Origin of the sequence: Kribbella sp. NPDC048928 (assembly GCF_043197975.1) — a bacterium.
Lineage (GTDB): Bacteria > Actinomycetota > Actinomycetes > Propionibacteriales > Kribbellaceae > Kribbella.
Genome location: NZ_JBICUC010000011.1, coordinates 1 through 18,950 on the forward strand (window position 1 = coordinate 1; position 18,950 = coordinate 18,950).

The window sequence follows — 18,950 nt, forward strand, 5'->3', positions numbered from 1 at the left end:
TCGAGGACGGATCGCTCACGGACTTGTCAGTGCAGTTGAACGAGGCGGTCACGGTCGAACTCGTCAACGAGGCGTTCGCCGAGGCCGCGGCCGGACGTCTGAAGGGGATTCTGCGCTACTCGACCGATCCGATCGTGTCCCGCGACATCGTCGGCGACCCGTCGTCGTGCATCTTCGACGCGCCACTGACCCAGGTCCAGAACCATCTGGTCAAGGTCTTCGGCTGGTACGACAACGAGTGGGGCTACACGAGCCGCCTGGTCGACCTGACCGCACTCGTCGCCACCTCGCTCTGAGCAGTTTCTGGAGGAGAGATGAACAGCGAGTACGTCGTTCGCCTGGACGGCGAGGTGCTGCCGGGCCTGGACGAGGCTGACGGGTTCGATCCGTCGCAGGTCGGTGTCAAGGCCGCGCGGCTGGGGCCGGCGATCGCGCAGTCGATCCGGCGGTTCCGGGCTGGGCGCGACCTGGTGGTGGCGGCTGCGATCCGCTCCGCCTGCCAGGACGCGTCGTGGCCCCAGGCCGGTACCGTTGCTGTCGGCAACCGAGAGGCGGAGGGTGTCGACCAGTACTCGGTCCACCCGGGGCGCAGGCCGCTGGTCGTGAAGCACCGCGGCGCCAAGCTGACCAAGACCGTGTACGCCGACCCGCATGGCACCCGGACCGTTCCGACGTCGTACGACGAGCGGATGGCCTTGGTCCTCACCGACGAGGAACTCCAGCAACTCGCCGAATGGTCGGAGCCGGCCGACAAACGCTTCCATCGCGCGATGAGCCTCGAATGGGCGAAGGACGGCCTGACGAACAACCTGTACGTCGTCGAGGTCCGCCCCTGGACCGTGCCACCGCTGACCGTGGTCGCCCGCGGCCGCACGATCGCCGTACCGCAGCTGGGATGACCGCCATGTTCGAGGTGCGGATTCATGGCCGAGGCGGCCAGGGGGTGGTGACGACGGCCGAGCTGCTGTCGGTCGCGGCGTTCACCGACGGCCGGCAGGCGCAGGCGTTCCCGACCTTCGGGTCGGAACGGACAGGCGCCCCGGTCGTCGGGTTCTGCCGGATCGGCAACCGCCCGATCCGGACCCATGAACCGATTGCGGAGCCCGACGCGGTGATCGTCCAGGACGCGACCCTGATCCATCACACGGACGTGTTGGGTGGTCTCAAACCGGACGGATACCTGCTGTTGAACACGTCGTGGTCGCTGACCGAACTGGGACTGGACGCGTTCGTTCGGCAGTTCCGGCCGGACCGGGTGCTGTCTGTGCCGGCGACGGAGCTCGCGCTCACCCATCTCCGCCGGCCGTTGCCGGGGGCCGTGCTGCTGGGTGCCTTCGCGGCGCTCACCGGGCAGGTGCAGCTCGACTCGGTCGTCACGGTCGTCCGGGACCGCTTCTCCGGACAGGTTGCCGAAGGCAACATAGCCGCGGTGCGGGCGGCGTACGAACTGGCCCGCCGGACATTGGAGGAGACTGCACATGCGCTCGCAGATTGAAGGCTCGCGCGCGGTCGCGGAAACGGTCGCGCGCTGCCGTCCCGAGGTGATCTGTGCGTACCCGATCTCGCCGCAGACGCACATCGTGGAGGCGCTCAGCGTTCTGGTCGCGAACGGTGGGCTGGCGCCGTGCGAGTTCGTGAACGTCGAGTCGGAGTTCGCCGCGATGTCGGTCGCGATCGGGGCGTCGGCGACCGGCGCCCGGGCCTACACGGCGACCGCGAGCCAAGGCTTGCTGTACATGACCGAGGCGCTGTTCAACGCCTCCGGGCTCGGCTTGCCGATCGTGATGACGGTGGCGAACCGGGCGATCGGTGCCCCGATCAACATCTGGAACGACCACAGCGACTCGATGTCGCAGCGCGACTCCGGGTGGATCCAGCTGTACGCCGAGAGCAATCAGGAGGCGGCCGACCTGCACGTGCAGGCGTTCCGGATCGCCGAGGAACTGTCGGTGCCGGTTATGGTGTGCATGGACGGGTTTGTGCTGACGCATGCAGTCGAGGGCATCGACGTACCGTCGCAGGAGCAGGTGGACGCGTTCCTGCCGCCGTACCAGCCCCGGCAGGTGCTCGATCCGGACGACCCGATGACGATCGGCGCGATGGTCGGCCCGGACGCCTTCACCGAGGTCCGGTACCTTGCACACGCCAAGCAGCTTCAGGCACTCGAGGTGATTCCGCGGGTGGCCGACGAGTTCGCCCTGGAGTTCTGGCGGAGCTCCGGCGGGCTGGTCCGGCCGTACGGATGCCTTGGTGCCGAGACTGTGGTCGTGGCGCTCGGGTCGGTACTGGGGACGTTGAAGGACACCGTCGACGAGCTTCGCGCGGACGGGATGAGTGTCGGGGTGCTGGGCCTGACCACGTTCCGGCCGTTCCCGTACGACGCCGTGCGGGCAGCGCTCCGCGAAGCGCGCCGGGTCGTCGTACTCGAGCGCGCACTGGCGGTGGGGATGGGTGGCATCGTGTCCGCCGACGTGCGCGGAAGTTTGCCTCAGACATCGATCAGCACGGTGATCGCGGGTCTCGGTGGCCGGCCGGTGACCAAGAAGTCGCTCCGCGCGCTGCTGATCGACGCCGTCGCCGACCGGCTCGAGCCGTTGACGTTCCTGGATCTCAAACGCGACGTCGTCGAGCGGGAGAGGGCTTAGCCATGCCAGTACAACGCATCAAGTTCTATCAGACCGGCAGTTTCGCGGTCGGGAACCGGCTGCTCGATCCGGACCAGCAATCGGTTCAGGCCGACGCCGGCCGGACGAACTCGCTGACGACCGGCCACCGGGCCTGCCAGGGCTGTGGGGAGGCGCTCGGCGCACGTTACGTGCTCGACGCGGTGATGCGTGCCGCCGGCAGCCGGGCGGTGACGGTGAACGCCACCGGCTGCCTGGAGGTCTTCTCCACGCCGTACCCGGAGTCGTCCTGGCGCGTCGCCTGGCTGCACTCGCTGTTCGGCAACGCGCCGGCGGTGGCAACCGGTGTGGCCGCGGCGCTGAAGGCGAAGGGCCGGACCGACGTCCGCGTTGTCGGGCAAGGCGGCGACGGCGGCACCGTCGACATCGGCTTGGCCTGCCTGTCGGGGATGTTCGAGCGCAACGACGACGTGCTCTACGTCTGCTACGACAACGGCGGCTACATGAACACCGGCGTACAGCGGTCGGGAGCGACGCCACACGGCGCGGTGACGACCACGACTCCGGCCGGGAACTCGTTCGGCCAGGGCAAGAGCCTTCCGTTGATCGCGATGGCGCACCGGATCCCGTACGTCGCCACGGCGACCGTCGCGGACCTGCGCGATCTCGAGTACAAGGTGACCAAGGCGATGGAATACCACGGCGCGCGGTACCTGCACGTGCTGGTGCCGTGCCCGCTCGGCTGGCGGACGGCGTCCGACGAGACGATCCGGATCGCCAGGCTGGCCACGGAGACCGGTCTCTTTCCGGTGTTCGAGGCCGTGGACGGCCAGATCACCGACGTGACCCGCATCCGGCGGCTGCGCCCGGTCGTCGACTACCTGCGGCCGCAGGGGCGGTTCGCGCACCTGTTCGGCGACACACCACGCGACGACGTCGTCGGCAGGATCCAGGCCGAGGCCGACCGGAACATCCGGGTCTTCGGCCTCACCGAACCCGCAGAGGTGAGTTGAATGAACAAACACCCGTATGCGATCACCTTGGACGTCGGCTCGAGCCTGGCGAACAAGACCGGGTCGTGGCGCACCGAGCGGCCGGTCTACCTCGACCGGATGCCGCCGTGCAACAACGCCTGCCCCGCAGGCGAGAACGTCCAGGAGTGGCTGTCGAAGGCCGAGGAAGGCGACTACGAAGCCGCCTGGCGGCAGATCATGGTCGACAACCCGTTCCCCGCGATCATGGGCCGGGTCTGCTACCGGCCGTGCGAGACCGCGTGCAACCGTGCGACGCTGGACGAACCGGTCGGGATCAACTCCGTCGAGCGCTTCCTCGGCGACGAAGCGATCAAGCAGGGCTGGTCGGTCACCGTCGATGCTCCACCGAGCGGCAAGCGGGTGTTGATCGTCGGCGCCGGACCGTCCGGGTTGTCGGCGGCCTACCACCTCGCGGTGCGCGGCCACGAGGTCATCGTGCGGGACGACTCGCCGCAGGCCGGCGGCATGATGCGCTACGGCATCCCGTCGTACCGGTTGCCGCGCGATGTCGTCGACGCGGAGATCGCGCGGATCGTCGGCCTCGGCGTGCGGCTCGAGCTCGGTACGCCGGTGACGGATCTGGCCGCGGCGCTCGCGGACTTCGACGCGGTCTTCCTGGCGGTCGGTGCGCACGTCGGGCGTCGGGCGGACATTCCGGCCGGTGACTCGGCGCGGATCGTCGACGCGGTGTCGATGCTTGCCGAACTGGAGAAGGGCGAGCGGCCGCTGCTCGGCCGCCGCGTCGCGGTGTACGGCGGCGGCAACACGGCGATGGACGTCGCCCGGACCGCCCGGCGGCTCGGCGCCACGGACGCGATCGTCGTGTACCGGCGTACCCGGGAACGGATGCCGGCGCACGACATCGAGGTGCAGGAGGCGCTCGAGGAGGGCGTCCGGATGCGGTGGCTGTCGACAATCGTGTACGCCGGTGCGGATCGCGTCCGGATCGAGAAGATGCGACTCGACGAGACGGGCTTCCCGCAGCCGACCGGCGAGTTCGAGGAACTGGACGCGGACTCGGTGGTGCTGGCGCTCGGGCAGCAAGCGGATTTGGCGCTGGTACGAGACCTTGCCGACGTGAACGTCAAGGACGGCGTGGTGCAGGTCGACTCCGCGATGATGACCGGGCGCCGTGGTCTCTTCGCCGGCGGCGACATGGTGCCCGGGGAGCGGACCGTGACGGTTGCCGTCGGCCACGGTAAGCAGGCGGCGCGGAACATCGACGCATGGCTGAGCAGTTCCGCGTACGAGCACCCGGAGCGTCCGGAGCTTGCGACGTACGACCGGCTGAACACGTGGTACTACGCGGACGCGCCGGCGACCCTGCGGCCGCAACTGGACGCGGCGCGCCGGATCACGTCGTTCGACGAGGTCACCGGTGGGCTCACCGCCGAGACCGCGTTGTTCGAGGCCCGGCGGTGCATGTCGTGCGGGAACTGCCTGGAGTGCGACAACTGCTTCGGCGTCTGTCCAGACAATGCGATCATCAAGCTCGGCCCCGGCAAGGGCTACGAGATCGACCTCGACTTCTGCAAAGGCTGCGGCCTCTGCGCCGCCGAATGCCCAAGCGGCGCCATCACAATGTTCCGCGAACGCTCCTGACCGCCACGTCGCAGCCGAGCAGGCCGTAGTGGCCGTCGTAGCGGGCGTAGAGGGCGTGGAGGCGGCCGGTGGACTTGTCGGTGAAGATGTCCATCGGGGCACTGGTGAGGTCGAGCCGGGCGATCGCCTGTGCGAGACCTCGGCGTTCCGCGACGGCGAGGGCGAGGCGGTGCGGTGACTTCGAGGCCGAGCGGGTTGGGCCGGGGTCTGGAGGATCCGGTAGCGGCCGGGACCGTTACGGATCACGATGCTGTCCTCGCGGGTGTACTTCTCACGGAACAGGTGGAACCGGTAGTCCATTGCCTCGAGACCATGATCGCCTCGGCCGCCGTCGTCGTCGCGGGTTGGCAGGTCTTGCGCCGGGTCACCCGGCGTACCGACGGTGGCAGCAGCTCCGGCGGCGACCTGGGCCCGGACCCTCAGGTCGCCGGCCAGTTGTACGTCGAGCTGCGCGACCAGCGGCCGCAACAGACCGGGCTCCGGCAACCGGGTGATTCGGACCCGCTGTTCGCCGCCCACGGTCCGAGGATCGGCGCAAGATGTTCGCGAATCACCGCGACGGCATCGGTCGGCAGAATCCCGCCGTACTGACCGGAATCGCCGCGACCACCCGCAGCGGTGCGGCCGCTTGCCCTTCTGTACTCATCTTCCCCCTGGAAGTGCGCCTCAGCCGCGATGCAACTGCTCGGCGGTGAGGATGTGCGTGTCCGGGCCGGGAAAGAACAGCGTCTCCGCGTCGGTGTCGTCCCACTTGACGAGGTACGGCGGTGCTCCGTCGGCGCCGTGCACCTCGAGGATCAGGCCGCGTCGCGGTGGAGCGCTCAGATGGTTGCTCTCGACGATCAGCCAGTTGCCTGCTGTTGCCTTCATGATCTGCTCCTTCGGTCTCGACAGCCCCAGATTCGCATCCCTGTTGGTCTGGCGGCAGGTCCTTTGGGCCTCGAAGCGGGGCCGATGGTCCCTGCCGGAGCGCGACCGCTGCCGCGAGGATCGAGAGCACTGGCGAGAGGGGCCTCCATGGACGGGTCCGGGAGACTGCGGGCGCTGCACGACCAAGAGATAGTCGTCGGCTACGACGGGTCACCGGCTGGCGACGCGGCGGCGCGATGGGCGGCAGATGCGGCGGAGCACTTCGGGCAGCGCATGCGGCTGGTTCACGTCATTCCCGGACCAGTTCCGCGTCGCGCCGGTGGTGCCGCGGTCGCACTCGGCGCGGATGTTCTGGGGCGCGCCGCCGAGCGGCTGCTGGACAAGGCGTGTCGCGATCTCCGGCTTGATCATCCCGGACTCGCCGTCGACGACGAGGTGCTGATCGGCGACCCGGTGCCGAGGCTGTTGCGGATGGCAACTGGTAGTGCGTTGCTCGTGCTGGGTTCTCGCGGCTTGGGCGAGTTGCGTGATCTTGCCGAGGCCTCGGTGATGGCGCAGATCGCGACTCACGCAGCCTGCCCGGTGGTCGTCGTACCGGCGCACTGGACGCCAAGAGCAGCCGGCCATCGTGAGGCGGTGGTCGGTGTCGACGGCTCGGCGGAGAGCTGGAACGCGATCGCGTTCGCCTTCGAGTTCGCCGAGCAGACCGGTGCTTCGGTCAGGGCAGTCCTCGCGTGGCACGACGCGACCAGCACCGGTCCAGGCGACATGCTGTTCCCCGTCCAGGACGTCGACGCTCTCCGGGAGGACAGCGCCGCGCTCCTGGCCGAGGCGGTCGCCGGCCAGGTGGTCGACCATCCGGATGTGAAGGTCACCGAGCGACTCGTCCGTGGTACACCGGCGAAGGTCCTGGAGGCCGAGTCCCACGGCGCCGAACTGCTGGTAGTCGGATCTCGCGGCCGTGGACGGATCCGCGGGCTCCTGCTCGGCTCGGTCAGCCGCGCGGTCCTCCACCACGCGACCTGCCCGGTGGCAGTAGTGCGCTGACCCGGCCGTCGGCCCCGTCTGGCACAGGACGTTCGGCCCTGCTCACCCGCCTCGGCACGACCGACGGTGGAGGTATGAGGGTATCGACCGAGGACCGATCGTCCGAGCGGGAGCTGAGGGACCGCCGCGGTATGTCGTTGGTGGTCGAGGCACTCGCGTACCTCGGTGGCGTGATCATTCTGGTCGGCGCCACCCTGATCAGTGCCGACTACTGGGATGCGCTCGGCCACGTCGGGCAGCTCGCACTGGTTGGTGGCGGCGCGGCCGTCATGTTGCTGGCGGGTGCAGTTGTGCGCAGGCCACGTGCCGCCTTCCAGTTGCGGGTGAAGTCCGTGCTGTGGTTGATTGCCACGGCAGGCACCGGCGCCTTCCTCGCGCTCTTCGCCGATCGGGTACTGGACTTCGGCACTGACGCGATTACGCTGACGGCCGGCACTGGAGCGGCGATGCTGGCGGCGGTGCTGTGGTGGTGTCTGCCGGTTTTCGCCCAGCAGGCAGCGTTCTTCGTCGCGACGATGCTCGCGACCGCGGCGGCGGTCGCACAGTTGACCAGCGCATCGCATCTTCCAGGGCTCGCCGTCTGGGGAACCGGCCTGATCTGGTTCCTGCTCGGTGTGCGCGGAACGGTAGGCCCGCGACGGCCGGTCCTCGCGCTCGCCGCCGCGGCCGGCCTGGTCGGAGCGGGGATGACGATACCGGCCGGTGCCGGAGCGGTCCTTGCCCTCTGCACCGTCGTCGCAGTCGTCGTGGTCGCGGTACTCGTGCGTGACCTTCTGCTGCTCGCCGTCGGCGCGGTCGGTGCTCTGAACGTCCTGCCGGCCGTGATCAGCCGCTGGTTCCCGGGAGACCTGGCAGCGCCCCTGGCGCTCCTCGTCGTGGGCGCACTGCTGGTCGCGGCCGCTGTCTACACCGCAGTCAGGGGGAAGTCATGAACGAGGGTGCTGCGAACGTCCAGGTGACGGTGCGGGGTGATGTGCCGGAGGCGAGTGCGGAGTACGCGCTCGCGAAGGTTCGGCACGTCATGAGCCGGACGCCCGACCGGATCGGCTCGGTGCACGCCGTGCTCGCCGTTGCCGCGAATCCTGCGCACGAAGCGCCGGACGGCGTCGAGGTCGAGGTCCAGGCCGAACGTGCACCGGTTCATGTGCACGCGGCGGGCGCCGCCTTGACCGAGGCGGTCGACGAGGCCGTGGACCGCCTTCGCCGGCAGTTGACGGACCTTCGCGAGCGTCCGCGCGCCCGGCGCCGTACCCCACGTCCAGTACCGGCCGCCGTCGAACCGGAAGAGAAGGAGACCGACGACCATGAGTGAGAAACAGCCCGATCGGATGGTCCGGGATGTGCGTGCGCGGTGGGCGATTGCCGTTGCCTGCTTGGCGATCGTCGCGCTGGCGGTTGTGATGGTTGTCTTGGTCAACGACTCCGGCAAGCCGTCCGGTACGTCGCCGGCGCCCGGCCCGACCGTGACGGTCACCACCACACCGCAACCGACCACACACTCGCCGACGACGCAACCGACCACCAAGCCGACGACGACACCGACGAGCACGCCGGGCCGGAGAGTGTTCCGGTACCAGCCTCTGTGGCCGTTCACGTCCGAGGCTGCTGCGGCCGCCTGGCAGCAGGCGTACCGCAGTGGTGGCAAGCAGCCGTGGCATCTCGACCCGGCGCAGACCGCGCTGTCGTTCACGAACGGGTTCCTGCAGTTCGGCGAGATCAGCCTCGTGGTCTCGAGTTCGGTGAAGGGCGACGACGCACTCGTCTCGGTCGGTTACCGCGCCGAGCGGAATCCGCCGTCGGTCGCCGCCGTCATCCATCTGGCCCGGCTCGGTCAGGGCGCCGACGCGCCGTGGGAGGTTGTCGGCACGCGCGACACGAGTTTGACGTTGACCCAACCGCGGTACGGCACGGCGGCGCAGTCACCGCTCACCGTCGGTGGACGCATCACGGGCGTCGACGAGGCGATCCGTGTCGACGTACGGCAGGCCTCGACCGGCAGCCGACTCGGAACGTTCTGCTGCGTGGCCGCGGGCGGTCAGGCACAGCCGTGGACCGCGGAGGTGACATTCCGCGGCGCGACGGATCCGGCCGTGGTGATCGTCGCCTCGACCGGCGGCCACTACCAGGGCGTCGAGGCTTTCGCGGTCACGGCGATCCGCACCACTGACTGAACAGCACAACCCCAAGGAGAACTGAGATGGACCAGCCCAGGATCGTGTGGCTCACCGACGAGGCCGGTACCGATCTGGCTACCGTCGGCGGCAAGAACGCATCGCTCGGGATCATGCTGCGGGAGCTCGGCGAGACCGGCATCAAGGTGCCCGAGGGCTTCGCGACAACTGCGGCCGCGTACCGCGAGTACGTCGAGACGACCGGCCTGAAGGCCGTGATCGGCCGGCAGATCTGCCGGTACCGCGGCAAGGCCGCCTTGGCATCGGTCGGCGCCGGGATCCGCGAGGCATTCGCCGCCGCGGACCTGCCGATGGAGGTCGAGTTTCCAGGCGATCCGGCCGCGCTGACGGAGCACGGGCGGCGGTCCAAGGTCCTGACGGATCCGGGCCGGTCGCCTCTGCACTGAGGATGCGCGACGAACGAGATTGGAAGTGGGCCCCGGGACCGTGGTCCCGGGGATCGGAACGAGTGGAGGTGACCAGCATGCAGACCCGGCCACCCTTGGGGGAGCTCGGTTTGAACGCCGGCAAGAAGACCCGGTTGCACAGGATCCTGTTCGACCACGGGTTGCAGAACGGTACGGCGTTGTTCCTGCCGTACGACCAGGGACTGGAGCACGGGCCGCGGGACTTCTTCGCGAACCCGAACGCCTCGGACCCGGCGTACATCATGAAGCTCGCGAAGGCCGGGGAGTTCAACGGCGTCGCGATCCAGATCGGTCTGGCGGAGAAGTTCTTCTGGGACTACGCCGGTGAGTTGCCATTGATCCTGAAGCTGAACGGCAAGACCGACATCCCGTCGGACGCGGCCGCGCTGTCGCCGGTGCATGCGAGTGTCGAGGACGCCGTACGGCTGGGTGCCGACGCGGTGGGTTACACGCTGTACGTCGGCTCGCCCGCGCAGGAGACCGATTTCGCGCAGTACCGGAAGATCCGTACCGACGCCGAGCGGCTCGGAATGCCGCTGATCGTCTGGGCGTACCCGCGGGGCGTGGCGATCGAGGCGAAGGGCGGCAAGGACTCGTTCTACGCCGTGGACTACGCGGCGCGCGTCGCCAGTGAGCTCGGCGCGGACGTGGTGAAGGTGAACTTCCCGCACCCGGACAAGCGCGACAACGTCAAGCCGCCGTACGAGGAGATCTTCTCGCCACAGCAGGCGATCGACGGCGTCGTCCGGTCCGCCAACCGCACGCTGGTGCTGGTCTCCGGCGGCGAACGTGCCGGTGACGAGGCGATGTACCGCAAGGCCGAGCAGGCAATGGACGCCGGCGGTCTCGGGCTGATCTTCGGCCGCAACGTCTGGCAGCGCGGGTACGACGAATCGCTCGCCTTCATCGACGGGCTCAAGGAAATCCTCGTCCAGCACCCCAGCAACTGAAAGGAATCGCAGTGACCACCAAGTACATCCTCGTGGGTGTGGACGATACGCCGGAGGCACAGATCGCGTTGCGCTGGGCCGTCGACGCGGCCCAGCAGCGGGACCTGGCGGTCCGGGTCGTGCGGGCGTACCTGAACGAGCTCGACCGCTGGCCGGCGCTCGGGATGGCCGGGTACGTGCCGCCGCCGATGCCGTTGGACGGATTCCAGGAGGAACTCGACCACGCGGTACAGATCGTCCGGGACCGGCTCGGCTATGACCGCGGATCCGGCTGGTTGGCCGCTCTGGATCCGGCACACGCGATCCTGACGGAGGCCGGCGACGCCGAGATGGTCGTGGTGGGTACCCGATCGCGGAACAAGATGTCCGCCGCCTTCCTGGGATCGGTGGCGACCTCGGTCGCGGCGAAGGCGCCGTGCCCGGTGGTCGTCGTGCGTGGCGAGCGCAGGACCGCACCGGTCGTCGTGGGGACGGACGGGTCGCCGGACTCGGAGGAGGCCGTCGGCTTCGCGTTCGAGGAAGCCGCCGGCAGCGGTCAGCCGTTGGAGGTCGTGTACTGCTGGCAACCGCAGGCCGACCATCTGGCACCCGCCGCGAGCACCCATGAGTTGCTGTCGGATTGGCTCGCCGAGAGCCTCTTGACCTATCGGGACAAGTACCCGCAGGTGAAGGTCCGCTCCACGGTCCTCGAAGGCCGGGCGAGCGCCCAGCTGATCGCGCTGTCGGACACGGCCTCGCTGGTGGTCGTCGGATCGCGCGGTAGGGGCGGCGTCAAGGGCCTGTTGCTGGGCTCGGTCAGTCAGAGCCTTCTCCATCACGCGGATTCGCCTGTCGCGATCGTCCGCCGGCACAGGGAGTCATGATGCGCCACCTACTGACAGTCTCCGACGTGATGACGAAGGACGTCGTCACGGTCGCCGAGGACACGCCGTTCAAGGCCGTGGCCACGATCCTGGCCGATCATCACATCAGCGCGGTACCGGTGCGCAGTGTGTACGGCGGTGTGGCCGGTGTCGTCTCCGAGACGGACCTGCTGCGCAAGGAGGAGTTCCAGCGCAAGCCGCATCGGCCCTGGACGCTGCGCAAGACCCGGACCAGGGCAGATGCGATGACAGCGCATGTGCTGATGTCCAGTCCCGCCGTGACCGTCGAGGGCGGCTGCACGCTGGACGAGGCCGCCCGGCTGATGGCGGCTCGTGGAATCACGCGCCTGGTGGTGATGGACGGCGACGCGATGACCGGAATCGTGACCCGTTCGGACCTGCTCAAGGCGTTCGTCGCGCCAGACCAGGAGATCCTGGCACGAGTACGCCGCGACGTCGTCGACCGCCATCTCTGGGACGACCCTGCGGCGGTCGAGGTGACGGTCCTTGAAGGCGTCGTCACGCTGACCGGGCAGGTCGAGAGGCGGAGCACGGTTGCGTTCGCCGAGGAGCTCGTCGGAGGTGTCGACGGCGTCGTCGGGGTGCGCAACGAGCTGACCTGGAGGTTCGACGACACGACCCGCGCCAGCGGCGCGACGTTCTACTAGGAGAGCCGGCCGGTGACCACGACAGATGTTCCCGCCACGGATCTGACGAGTGATCCCCGTGAACCGGCCGAGAGGTTGTTCCGTGATCTGCGGACGACTCCGAACGGCCTCACCGGCCGGGAGGCTGCGCGGCGGCTCGAGGCGTACGGGCCGAACGAGCTGACCCGGCGGCGGGGCAATGGCTGGGTGGGTGAGCTGGGGCGGCAGCTCACCCATCCTCTTGCGTTGCTGCTGTGGCTGGCTGCGGCGCTCGCGGCGATCGGCGGCACCGGCGTCCTCGCGGTGGCGATCGTGGTGGTGATTCTGCTGAACGCGGGTCTGGCGTTCGCGCAGGAGCGTCAGGCGGAGCGTGCGGTCGAGGCGCTGGCGGCGTACCTGCCTGTGCTGGCGACGGTCGTCCGTGACGGTGACGCCCGGACCGTAGAGGCCCGCACGCTGGTGCCGGGAGACGTCGTGGCGATCGCCGAGGGCAACCGAGTGTCGGCGGACGTGCGGTTGGTCAGTGGCGCGGTCGAGATCGACAACTCGACGCTGACCGGCGAGTCGGTGCCGGTGGTCCGGTCTGCCGAGCAGACCGATGTCCACGGCAACCTTCTGGATGCCGGCGACCTTGTCTTCAGCGGTACGAACTGTACGGCGGGTGAGGCGCGCGGGATCGTGTTCGCGACCGGGATGCACACCGAGCTCGGCCGGATCGCGGCGATGTCGCAGCGGGTGACGCGTGAGGACAGCCCGCTGGAGCGGCAGGTCAAGCGGGTCGCGTGGCTGATCGCCGCGGTGGCCGTCGGCGCGGGCGTGCTGTTCTTGTTGCTTGGGACAACGGTCGCCGGGTTGTCGCTGCCGGACGCGCTGAACTTCGCGATCGGTCTGCTGGTCGCGAACGTGCCCGAAGGTCTGCTTCCGACGATCACGCTCGCGCTTGCGGTCGGGGTTCGGGTCCTGGCCCGCGCGGGTGCGGTGGTGAAGCGGCTGTCGGCGGTGGAGACGCTCGGTTCGACGACCGTGATCTGCACGGACAAGACCGGGACGCTGACACAGAACCGGATGCACGTGACGGATGTATGGGTGCCGTCGCGGAAGGTCGAGCTGCAGCCGGCCGAGGACGATCAGGTACGGCGGCTCGCGGAGGCGTTGGCGTTGTGTTCGAATGCCGCCGAGGACACCGGGGACCCGACCGAGGTTGCCCTCGTCCGTGCAGCCGGCAAGCTGGGCACACCGGTAGATCTTGACGCGCGGTCGGCACGCCGCGTCGATCAGTATTCCTTCGATCCGGGGCTGCGGCTGATGTCAACCGTCGACCGGACCGGCGACGGACTGGTTGCCCACGTCAAGGGTGCGCCGGAAGAGGTGCTGGCCCGGGCGACGCGGTACGCCACGGAGTCCGGTGACGAGCCGTTGACCGACGAGCTGCGCGAGGAATTCGGGCGAACGTTCGCGCAGTTCGAGGGCCGCGGGCTCCGGTTGATCGGCGTGGCCGACCGTCCCGTCGTGCAGTACGCCGCCCGCGTGGACGTGGAGCGTGATCTGGTCTTCCTAGGGGTCATGGCGATGCTGGATCCGCCACGGCCCGAGGTGGCCGACGCCGTCCGGCGGTGTCAGGCCGCGGGGATCCGGTTGATCGTCGTGACCGGCGACAACGGTCTGACCGCGGCCGAGATCGCCCGGCAGGTGGGCATCACCCACGACGGTGTCACGGTCGTGACGGGCGCCGAACTCGAGCGGATGAGCGAGGGCGACCTGGACCGGCTGCTCGCGTCCGAGCGCGAACTGATCTTCGCCCGCAGCTCGCCCGAGGCGAAGCTGCGGATCGCGGACGCGTTGCAGGCGCAAGGGCACGTGGTCGCGATGACGGGGGACGGCGTCAACGACGCTCCGGCACTCCGGCGGGCCGACATCGGCGTCGCGATGGGTGCCTCGGGCACCGATGTGGCCCGGGAGGCGGCCACGATGGTGCTGACCGACGACAACTTCGCCGGCATCGCTACTGCGGTCGAGTCCGGCCGTCGGGTGTACGACAACGTGCGCAAGTTCATCGTCTACATCTTCGCGCACGCGACCCCGGAGGTCGTTCCGTTCCTGATCTACGCACTGTCCGGCGGCCGGGTTCCGTTGCCGCTGACCGTGCTGCAGATTCTCGCCATCGACCTCGGCACCGAGACGCTGCCGGCGCTCGCCCTTGGCCGCGAACCCGCCGAGCCCGGGTTGATGGACCGCCCGCCACGGCGTCGTACGGACGGTGTCATCGACGGCCGGATGCTCGCGCGTGCGTGGGCGTTGCTCGGCGGATTGTCCGCGGCTCTCGTCGTCGGTGTCTTCTTCTGGACGCTGCTCGCAGGCGGCTGGCATGCCGGCGACCCGACCGGCAGCGCTACGGCGTTGCACAACTTGTGGCTGCAGGCAACCACCATGTCCTTCCTCGCGATCGTCGCGTGCCAGCTCGGCACCGCCTTCGCGTCCCGGACGCAGTACGCCTCGCTCCGCTCGATCGGCGTCACCACGAACCGCCTGCTGCTGTGGGGCATCCTCTTCGAGATCGTCTTCGCCGCGGCGGTGGTCACGTTGCCGCCGCTCCAGTCCGTGTTCGGCACCGCCGTCCCGCCGGTCTCCCACCTACTGGTCCTACCAGCCTTCCCGTTCGTAGTCTGGGGAGCGGACGAGTTGTGGCGCTTGTGGCGCCGCGGGCTCGCCCGAGAAAGGTCCTGAGCATGAACGCTGTCTTCGAGTGGCTCGCCAACCTGCCGCCGTGGCTGGTGCTCACGGTCGCCGGGTTGCTGCCGGCGCTCGAGGCGTCGACGTTCCTCGGCCTTGTGGTGCCGGGCGAGACCGCGGTCATCATCGGTGGCGTGCTCGCCCACGCGGGGGCGGTACCGCTGTGGGTGGTGATGGTCGCGGCCGCGGCAGGTGCGATCGTCGGCGATCAGGTGGGTTTCGTCGTCGGCCGCCGGTACGGCCCCGCACTCCTCGGCCAATTGCCGCGCAGGATGCGCCGCGCCGAGCAGATCGACCGTACGCTCAAGCTGATAGCCCGTCGCGGCGCGATCGCCGTCGTCCTCGGCCGATGGACAGCCGCCTTCCGCGCACTCATGCCCGGCATCGCCGGCATGAGCCGGATGCGCCGCTCCCACTTCACCATCGCGAACGTCGCCGGCGGCGCAATCTGGGCCGTCCTCGTAGCAGGTGGCGGCTACCTGGCCGGAGCGTCATACCGCGCCCTCGAACAACGCCTCGGCCTGGTGAGCGGCCTGCTGCTGAGCGCACTCGCGCTCACAGCGGTCACGGCGCTGCTCGTACGCCGCCACCGCCACCGCCGGCGCGCATGAGCGGACAAGCAGCAGGCCACGAACGCGGAGGAGTGGCCGGCGCACCGGATTGCACCGAACCCGCTGATCCACAAGCACACCGAGCTCGGTGACACTGCGATCTACGCCGCGCTCGGAGTAGCGGTCCTCGTCGCGGGCGCTGCCGTGGACGACGTCGTCCGCATCGGCGACTCCGGCGCCAAGGCCAGCTGGAGCGACTGGGCCTCTCACTAGCCCTCTGTCTCACCGATGTGCGGCGCCGCCGGAGTGGCGATCGGATGCGTGCCGTGGCGTGAAGGTGACGTGCTCGGCGAGTTCGATGCACCACAGGGTCAGCGTGGCGCCGACGGAGATTGTAAGTAACAAGGTCGCCGGGATGGCGGCGCAGACCACGGCCGGTACGGCGAGCAACGGAGTCAGCCAGGTGGTGTGCTCGTCGGCGACCAGCACGACAGTGGCGCCGGTGAGGACGAGAGTCAGCGCGCTCGCTCCGTGGATCGGCAGGAAGTTGCTGTCGGCAATGAACAGCAAGTGGAGAGCGACGAGCGCCGCGACGGCGATCGTCGCGGCCAGGTCGCGGTGGGGGAGCATCGGCATCTCAGCCGCCGTGGGCGACGGCGATGTCGCGGCCGTCGAGGGTGGGGAGGGCCGCGACGGTGAGGAGGATCGCGCCGGCGAGCCCGCGGCGGGCGTCGTACAGTGACTTCAGGAACACGTTGCGAAACATCATGCCTCCGGACCGTCGTAGTAGTCGAGGAAGGCGGCTCGAGATCCGCTTCGTGGCTGAGGATGTTGGTGACGTCGTACGGAGCGACCGCCTTGATCAGCTCTGCGGTCGATCCGGTCACCGCGACGCGGGCCGTGTGGCTGTCGACGGTGACTTCCTGGACGCCGGGTACGGCGTGGATCCGTGACCAGGCGGCCGGCGCGCAGGATCGCGACACTGTCGGCGACCGCCTCGACCTCGGACAGTACGTGTGAGGACAGGAAGACCGTCCGCCCTGCGTCTCTGGTTTCGCGGAGCAGTGCGCGGAACTCGCGCTGCATCAGCGGATCGAGACCGGAGGTGGGTTCGTCGAGGATCAGCAGGTCCGGGTCGTGCATGAACGCCTGCACGATGCCGACCTTCTGCCGGTTGCCGCGCGACAACGATCCGATGCGGACGCCGAGGTCCAGGTCGAACCGCTTCGCCAGCAGTTCGATCCGGTCCCGGCCGACGCCGGAGCCCGCCGTGGGGCGGATGAGCCCGGCGAGCAGCCGGATCGTGGTGGTCTTGCCGGCCCCGTTCGGCCCGAGGTAGCCGACGATGACGCCGGCCGGTACGTCGAGATCGAGCCGGTCCAGGGCGGTACGGCGACCGAATCGCTTCGTCAGGCCCCGGGTCTTGATGACGGTATCCACGTCATGTCTCCGGATGGTGTACGACGGCCACCGGACAGTGCGAGTGGTAGAGCAGGCCGCGCGCGACGGAGCCCATGCGGAACTCGGAGAACGCCGTACGGCCGAGGCCGCCGACCACCACGAGGTCTGCGTCCTGGGACTCGCGGGCCAGGACGAGAACCGGGTGGTCGACGACTCCGTGACTGGTGACGGAGGCATTCGGGTACTTCGCGGTCCAGCCTTCGAGGATCTGTGTCAGCATCTCGTCGGCGGTCTCGATCCATGGCCGGGTGGGGTCGAACCAGCTCCTCGGGTCCGGGCACGTCTCGCGGGGTTCGATCGCGTGCACGGCGCGCAGTTCCGCGCCGGTCGCGTCGGCGAGTTCGAAGGCGAAGCGCAACGCGTCCTGCCCGTCGACGGATCCGTCGACACCGACGACGTACCGGTTGTACGGCGGCTCCGCAGGGTCCCAGGTGTCGGGTACGACGATCAGCGGCACCTTGGTGGCCAGCGCCGTACACACCTGGGAGGTGGAGCCGAGGACGAGTTCGGCGAACCCGCCCATGCCGCGACGGCCGATGACCAGTGCCTGCGATTGTTCGGACAGCGCAAGCAGGACCTGCGCCGGATGTCCGTGCCGCACCTCGAGTGATGCGGTCCGGAACCCGATCCGCTTCAGCTCGTCGAGCGCGTCGTCGAGTACCTCGGTGCCGTCGTCCCGTGCGTCGAGCGGCTCGCCGGCGCTTCGTTGCCGGTCGTCGTCGCGGACGTACACGGCGCGCAACGGTGCGTGCTGTACGGCGGCGTACGCGGCAGCCCAGGTGAGCGCGATCAGACCGTCGCGGGACCCGTCGATTCCCACCAGCACAGGTAGTTCGTTGAGCATGGCACCTCCTCGGGCAGTTCCAGTCAACGCACGCGGGGCCTGTATGGGCAGGACGGAAGGTCCCGATCGACGGCACCGAAGGTCCCGTTCAAGGAGGTTCGCGATGAAGGCATTGGTCTACAACGGTCCGGGACAGCGGAGCTGGCACGAGGTGCCGGACCCGGTGATCCAGGATCCGGAGGACGCGATCGTTCGCGTCGACGCGGTGACGATCTGCGGCACCGACCTGCACATCCTCAAGCTGCCGGACAACGTCAGCAACGAGGAAGCGGTGCTGCTGGCCGACATCCTGCCGACGCCGTACGAGGTCGGCGTACTCAACGGCAAGGTATCGCCGGGCGACACCGTGGTGATCGTCGGCGTTCACGGCGCACCGGCCACGCTGCACCTCGAGGACCTGTGGATCAAGGACGTGACCATCACGACCGGTCTGGTCGACACGGTCTCGACGCCGCGGCTGCTATCGATGCTCGCGGCCGGCAGGCTGCAGTTGCCCGGCCTGATCACGCACCGCTTCGGCCTCGACGAGATGCAGGACGCGTACGACGTGTTCTCCGACCCAGCCAGCACCGGAGCCCTGGAGGTCGCCCTGTTCGGCGACGCGGGCGTCCAGTAACAAACCGAAGCCGCGGTCCGCGCAAATGAGCGGACCGCGGTCTTCTGCGTGTCAGGGATGCACGAAGGTGATCGGTTGGAGGATTTCGATGCGGACGCCGACGTGGTCGCAGGTGGGGAGGTCGTGGTAGATCTCCCAGCTGTCGCCGGTTGCGTGGGCGCCCTCGGTTTCCAGCCACTCCGCGATGGCGTGGTACGTCTCGGCGAGCTTGACGTCCGGGTCGGTGTGCCAGACGGCGAGCACTGGCCCGCCTGGCAGTGTGGACGGTTCGACCACGCCGCTGTTCGCGATCGGGGCGTCGACCGGGAAGCCGGCCTCGGCCTCGGTGATGCCGTCGGGCGAGGGGTGGCAGCGCGTGAACGGGTAGCCGGTTGGCGCGATGCCGTGGTGGCGGAGGTGTTCGGCGACCACGGCGCAGGCCGACGGTACCCAGTCGGCCAGCTGCTCGGGAACCAGCAGGGTCCGGCGTACGGCGGTCGGTTGCCCGGTAAGCGCTCTGACCTGGGACATGG

Annotated in this window: 24 protein-coding genes and 1 pseudogene; 18 read left to right on the forward strand and 7 right to left on the reverse strand. The window is 69.1% G+C overall.

Translation table 11 applies throughout. The features are described from left to right. The 6 genes and pseudogenes from ACGFI6_RS36655 to ACGFI6_RS36680 all read left to right on the forward strand — a co-directional run. Nucleotides 1–296: pseudogene (locus tag ACGFI6_RS36655) on the forward strand (type I glyceraldehyde-3-phosphate dehydrogenase); the annotation flags it as partial. Nucleotides 297–314: 18 nt separating this feature from the next. Next, nucleotides 315–899 carry a PEP/pyruvate-binding domain-containing protein gene (locus ACGFI6_RS36660; RefSeq protein ID WP_393126999.1) on the forward strand — a complete coding sequence of 195 codons (585 nt, stop codon included), beginning with the start codon at nucleotides 315–317 and terminating at the stop codon, nucleotides 897–899. After that, a complete protein-coding gene (locus tag ACGFI6_RS36665) occupies nucleotides 896–1,495 on the forward strand; it encodes a 2-oxoacid:acceptor oxidoreductase family protein (RefSeq protein WP_393127001.1) in 600 nt (199 codons plus the stop codon). The genes ACGFI6_RS36660 and ACGFI6_RS36665 overlap by 4 nt, the downstream gene beginning before the upstream one ends. Next, nucleotides 1,479–2,645, forward strand: coding sequence for a transketolase C-terminal domain-containing protein (locus ACGFI6_RS36670; RefSeq protein ID WP_393127003.1), 1,167 nt, complete (start codon nucleotides 1,479–1,481; stop codon nucleotides 2,643–2,645). The genes ACGFI6_RS36665 and ACGFI6_RS36670 overlap by 17 nt, the downstream gene beginning before the upstream one ends. A gap of 2 nt (nucleotides 2,646–2,647) precedes the next feature. Next, entirely contained in the window at nucleotides 2,648–3,637 is a 990-nt protein-coding gene (locus ACGFI6_RS36675; protein ID WP_393127004.1) for a thiamine pyrophosphate-dependent enzyme, read from the forward strand. After that, the gene (locus tag ACGFI6_RS36680; RefSeq protein WP_393127006.1) at nucleotides 3,638–5,260 is read left to right on the forward strand and encodes an NAD(P)-binding protein; all 1,623 of its coding nucleotides are present in this window, start codon (nucleotides 3,638–3,640) and stop codon (nucleotides 5,258–5,260) included. It abuts the gene before it with no gap. On the opposite strand, the gene ACGFI6_RS36685 is transcribed toward ACGFI6_RS36680, so the two are convergent. Further along, nucleotides 5,235–5,354 (reverse strand): hypothetical protein, encoded by a 120-nt coding sequence (locus ACGFI6_RS36685; RefSeq protein WP_393127007.1) that lies wholly within the window; start codon nucleotides 5,352–5,354, stop codon nucleotides 5,235–5,237. The genes ACGFI6_RS36680 and ACGFI6_RS36685 overlap by 26 nt on opposite strands. Before the next feature lie 218 nt (nucleotides 5,355–5,572). Between ACGFI6_RS36685 and ACGFI6_RS36690 the strand changes: the two genes are divergently transcribed. After that, entirely contained in the window at nucleotides 5,573–5,851 is a 279-nt protein-coding gene (locus ACGFI6_RS36690; protein ID WP_393127008.1) for a hypothetical protein, read from the forward strand. Nucleotides 5,852–5,926: 75 nt separating this feature from the next. Here the strand turns inward: ACGFI6_RS36690 and ACGFI6_RS36695 are convergent, their stop codons facing one another. Next, a complete protein-coding gene (locus ACGFI6_RS36695) occupies nucleotides 5,927–6,130 on the reverse strand; it encodes a DUF1918 domain-containing protein (protein WP_393127010.1) in 204 nt (67 codons plus the stop codon). A gap of 147 nt (nucleotides 6,131–6,277) precedes the next feature. On the opposite strand from ACGFI6_RS36695, the gene ACGFI6_RS36700 reads away from it, so the two are divergent. The 10 genes from ACGFI6_RS36700 to ACGFI6_RS36745 all read left to right on the forward strand — a co-directional run bounded on the left by ACGFI6_RS36700 (nucleotide 6,278) and on the right by ACGFI6_RS36745 (nucleotide 15,577). Then, nucleotides 6,278–7,177 carry a universal stress protein gene (locus tag ACGFI6_RS36700; RefSeq protein WP_393127012.1) on the forward strand — a complete coding sequence of 300 codons (900 nt, stop codon included), beginning with the start codon at nucleotides 6,278–6,280 and terminating at the stop codon, nucleotides 7,175–7,177. Between the two features lie 74 nt (nucleotides 7,178–7,251). Beyond that, nucleotides 7,252–8,109, forward strand: coding sequence for a DUF2157 domain-containing protein (locus tag ACGFI6_RS36705; RefSeq protein WP_393127013.1), 858 nt, complete (start codon nucleotides 7,252–7,254; stop codon nucleotides 8,107–8,109). After that, nucleotides 8,106–8,489 carry an HPF/RaiA family ribosome-associated protein gene (locus tag ACGFI6_RS36710; protein ID WP_393127015.1) on the forward strand — a complete coding sequence of 128 codons (384 nt, stop codon included), beginning with the start codon at nucleotides 8,106–8,108 and terminating at the stop codon, nucleotides 8,487–8,489. The genes ACGFI6_RS36705 and ACGFI6_RS36710 overlap by 4 nt, the downstream gene beginning before the upstream one ends. Next, entirely contained in the window at nucleotides 8,482–9,348 is an 867-nt protein-coding gene (locus ACGFI6_RS36715) for a hypothetical protein (RefSeq protein ID WP_393127016.1), read from the forward strand. Before ACGFI6_RS36710 ends, ACGFI6_RS36715 begins: the two co-directional genes overlap by 8 nt. A gap of 26 nt (nucleotides 9,349–9,374) precedes the next feature. Continuing rightward, complete coding sequence (locus tag ACGFI6_RS36720; RefSeq protein WP_393127018.1) at nucleotides 9,375–9,755, forward strand: PEP/pyruvate-binding domain-containing protein; 381 nt, start codon at nucleotides 9,375–9,377, stop codon at nucleotides 9,753–9,755. A 77-nt stretch (nucleotides 9,756–9,832) separates the two neighbouring features. Then, complete coding sequence (locus tag ACGFI6_RS36725; protein WP_393127020.1) at nucleotides 9,833–10,726, forward strand: class I fructose-bisphosphate aldolase; 894 nt, start codon at nucleotides 9,833–9,835, stop codon at nucleotides 10,724–10,726. Between the two features lie 11 nt (nucleotides 10,727–10,737). Then, the gene (locus ACGFI6_RS36730) at nucleotides 10,738–11,589 is read left to right on the forward strand and encodes a universal stress protein (RefSeq protein ID WP_393127022.1); all 852 of its coding nucleotides are present in this window, start codon (nucleotides 10,738–10,740) and stop codon (nucleotides 11,587–11,589) included. Next, on the forward strand, nucleotides 11,586–12,257 hold the full coding sequence (locus ACGFI6_RS36735) for a CBS domain-containing protein (protein ID WP_393127024.1): 672 nt from the start codon (nucleotides 11,586–11,588) through the stop codon (nucleotides 12,255–12,257). The genes ACGFI6_RS36730 and ACGFI6_RS36735 overlap by 4 nt, the downstream gene beginning before the upstream one ends. 12 nt (nucleotides 12,258–12,269) lie before the next feature. After that, nucleotides 12,270–14,960, forward strand: coding sequence for a cation-translocating P-type ATPase (locus ACGFI6_RS36740; protein ID WP_393127026.1), 2,691 nt, complete (start codon nucleotides 12,270–12,272; stop codon nucleotides 14,958–14,960). A 2-nt stretch (nucleotides 14,961–14,962) separates the two neighbouring features. Next, on the forward strand, nucleotides 14,963–15,577 hold the full coding sequence (locus tag ACGFI6_RS36745) for a DedA family protein (RefSeq protein ID WP_393127028.1): 615 nt from the start codon (nucleotides 14,963–14,965) through the stop codon (nucleotides 15,575–15,577). 222 nt (nucleotides 15,578–15,799) lie between these two features. Here ACGFI6_RS36745 and ACGFI6_RS36750 read toward each other — a convergent pair whose 3' ends face one another. The 4 genes from ACGFI6_RS36750 to ACGFI6_RS36765 are packed head-to-tail and all read right to left on the reverse strand — an operon-like array spanning nucleotide 15,800 to nucleotide 17,822. Next, nucleotides 15,800–16,153, reverse strand: a complete 354-nt coding sequence (locus ACGFI6_RS36750; protein ID WP_393127030.1) for a hypothetical protein — start codon at nucleotides 16,151–16,153, stop codon at nucleotides 15,800–15,802. Between the two features lies 1 nt (nucleotide 16,154). Continuing rightward, nucleotides 16,155–16,286 carry a hypothetical protein gene (locus ACGFI6_RS36755; protein WP_393127032.1) on the reverse strand — a complete coding sequence of 44 codons (132 nt, stop codon included), beginning with the start codon at nucleotides 16,284–16,286 and terminating at the stop codon, nucleotides 16,155–16,157. Further along, nucleotides 16,283–16,957 carry an ABC transporter ATP-binding protein gene (locus ACGFI6_RS36760; RefSeq protein ID WP_393127033.1) on the reverse strand — a complete coding sequence of 225 codons (675 nt, stop codon included), beginning with the start codon at nucleotides 16,955–16,957 and terminating at the stop codon, nucleotides 16,283–16,285. Before ACGFI6_RS36760 ends, ACGFI6_RS36755 begins: the two co-directional genes overlap by 4 nt. Nucleotide 16,958: 1 nt before the next feature. After that, nucleotides 16,959–17,822, reverse strand: a complete 864-nt coding sequence (locus ACGFI6_RS36765; RefSeq protein WP_393127035.1) for a universal stress protein — start codon at nucleotides 17,820–17,822, stop codon at nucleotides 16,959–16,961. Nucleotides 17,823–17,925: 103 nt separating this feature from the next. Here ACGFI6_RS36765 and ACGFI6_RS36770 point away from each other — a divergent pair, with 103 nt between their 5' ends. Beyond that, nucleotides 17,926–18,438, forward strand: a complete 513-nt coding sequence (locus ACGFI6_RS36770; protein ID WP_393127037.1) for a hypothetical protein — start codon at nucleotides 17,926–17,928, stop codon at nucleotides 18,436–18,438. A 51-nt stretch (nucleotides 18,439–18,489) separates the two neighbouring features. On the opposite strand, the gene ACGFI6_RS36775 is transcribed toward ACGFI6_RS36770, so the two are convergent. Next, complete coding sequence (locus ACGFI6_RS36775; protein ID WP_393127039.1) at nucleotides 18,490–18,948, reverse strand: GyrI-like domain-containing protein; 459 nt, start codon at nucleotides 18,946–18,948, stop codon at nucleotides 18,490–18,492. Nucleotides 18,949–18,950: the final 2 nt, after the last annotated feature.